This is a genomic window from Mesorhizobium sp. M1E.F.Ca.ET.063.01.1.1, assembly GCF_003998155.1.
GTDB lineage: Bacteria > Pseudomonadota > Alphaproteobacteria > Rhizobiales > Rhizobiaceae > Mesorhizobium.
The window spans coordinates 1-2,000 of the sequence record NZ_RZSC01000934.1; the positions used below are offsets into that span (position 1 = coordinate 1).

2 protein-coding genes and 1 pseudogene are annotated in these 2,000 nt (G+C 65.3%); all 3 read left to right on the top strand.

All coding sequences use genetic code 11. The annotated features are described in order from the left end of the window. Positions 1-715 (top strand): ATP-binding cassette domain-containing protein (locus tag EOA29_RS34435; RefSeq protein WP_127222258.1); only part of this gene is annotated, 715 nt, incomplete at its 5' end. After that, positions 712-1,824, top strand: a complete 1,113-nt coding sequence (locus tag EOA29_RS34440) for an ABC transporter permease (protein WP_126093961.1) — start codon at positions 712-714, stop codon at positions 1,822-1,824. The genes EOA29_RS34435 and EOA29_RS34440, both read left to right, overlap by 4 nt. Continuing rightward, a pseudogene (locus tag EOA29_RS44120) lies at positions 1,824-2,000 on the top strand (hypothetical protein); the annotation flags it as partial. The gene EOA29_RS34440 and the pseudogene EOA29_RS44120, both read left to right, overlap by 1 nt.

Here is a 2,000-nt window from a genome sequence, read left to right on the forward strand (position 1 = left end):
GGTACGCGCCGGCGAGGTGATCGGCATCGCCGGGGTCGCCGGCAACGGCCAGGGTGAACTCTTCGAATCCGTCTCCGGCGAGGTGCTGCAGCAGGATCCAGGCGCGGTGCGCATCCGCGGCAAGGATGCCGGTGGCCTGCCGATCACCGGCCGGCGGCTGATGGGCGCCGCCTTCGTGCCGGAGGAACGCCTCGGCCACGGCGCGGCGCCCCGGATGAAGCTTTCGGAGAACCTGCTGCTCTCGCGCCATGCCACCGACGGCAAGTCCTTTGTCGGCTCCGGCGGCATGGTCAAGAACGCCTCCGTCTACAGCGCCGCGCAGCGCATCATCGCGGCGATGGACGTGCGCAAAAGCGCGCCCGATCCGGAAGCGGCGGCGTTGTCGGGCGGCAATCTGCAGAAATTCATCGTCGGCCGCGAGCTCGACCGCAAGCCGAGCGTGCTCGTCGTCAATCAGCCGACCTGGGGCGTCGACGCGGGTGCCGCAGCCCATATCCGCCAGGCGCTGATCGAGCTTGCCCGCAGCGGCTCGGCGGTCCTCGTCATCAGCCAGGACCTCGACGAATTGTTCGAACTGTCGGACGCCATCGCGGTCATGCACAACGGCCAATTGTCGGCGCCGCTTCCGATCGCCGAAGCCACCTTCGAAAAGATCGGCCTGTTGATGGGTGGCGCCGAACCCGGCCACGCCGAACACACCATGGAGACGGCATGATGCGCCTCGAACTGGTCAAACGCCCGCAGCGCTCGGCGCTGTTTTCGGTGCTCTCGCCTTTCATCGCCTTCGTGCTGACGATGATTGCCGGCGGGGTTCTATTCGCGTTGCTCGGCGTCAATCCGTTCAACGCGTTCGATGTCTATTTCATTCAACCGATCAGCGAGGTCTGGCAGTTGCATGAACTGGCGATCAAGGCCGCCCCGCTTATCCTGATCGCGGTCGGCCTGTCGGTCTGCTACAAGGCCAACATCTGGAACATCGGCGCCGAAGGCCAGTTTATCCTCGGCGGCATCTTCGGCTCGATCATCCCGGTGCTCTTCCCTGAGTTTGAAGGTCCGTTGGTGCTGCCGCTGATGCTGTTGCTCGGCATGGTCGGCGGCGCCCTCTACGCCGCCATCCCGGCGCTGCTGAAAACCCGCTTCAGCACCAACGAGATCCTGACCAGCCTGATGCTGGTCTATGTCGCGCAGCTCTTCCTCGACTGGCTGGTGCGCGGACCGTGGCGCGACCCGCAGGGCCATGGCTTCCCACAGACCATCCAGTTCGGCGACTCGGCCATCCTGCCGGAGCTGATGCCGGATGCCGGCCGCGCCAATTGGGGCTTCGTCTTCGCGCTGGTCGCGGCGATAGGGATCTGGCTGATGATGAGCCGCATGCTGAAGGGTTTTGAGGTCCGCGTGCTGGGCTCGAGTCCAAGGGCAGGGCGCTTTGCCGGCTTCGGTTTCAACAAGATGGTGTTCTTCACCTTCCTGCTGTCCGGCGCGCTGGCAGGGCTGGCCGGTATTTCGGAAGTGTCCGGCGCCATCGGTCAGTTGCAGCCGGTGGTCTCGCCCGGCTACGGCTTCACCGCCATCATCGTCGCCTTCCTCGGCCGGCTCAATCCGCTGGGCATCGTTGCCGCGGGCCTGGTGCTGGCGTTGACCTATCTCGGCGGCGAGGCGGTGCAGAGCGCGCTCGGCATCTCCGACAAGGTGGCGCGGGTGTTCCAGGGCATGCTTCTGTTCTTTGTGCTCGGCTGCGACACGCTCATTCATTACCGCATTCGTCTGATCGGCTTTGCCGCGCCGAAACTCGAGGCCGCGCCCAAGCTGGAGGAGGCCCGCTGATGGACATCACCGTCAACATCCTTTTGACCATCGCCACGGCGGCGACGCCGCTCTTGATCGCTGCCATCGGCGAGCTGGTGGTCGAACGCTCCGGCGTGCTCAACCTCGGTGTCGAGGGCATGATGATCATGGGCGCCGTCGGCGGCTTCGGCGCCCATGATCATCATTCCCTCGAC

What these genes read in the sequence shown, in the direction of transcription:
- EOA29_RS34440 (WP_126093961.1), top strand. Translation starts at nt 712, where the DNA reads ATGATGCGCCTCGAACTGGTCAAACGCCCGCAGCGCTCGGCGCTGTTT.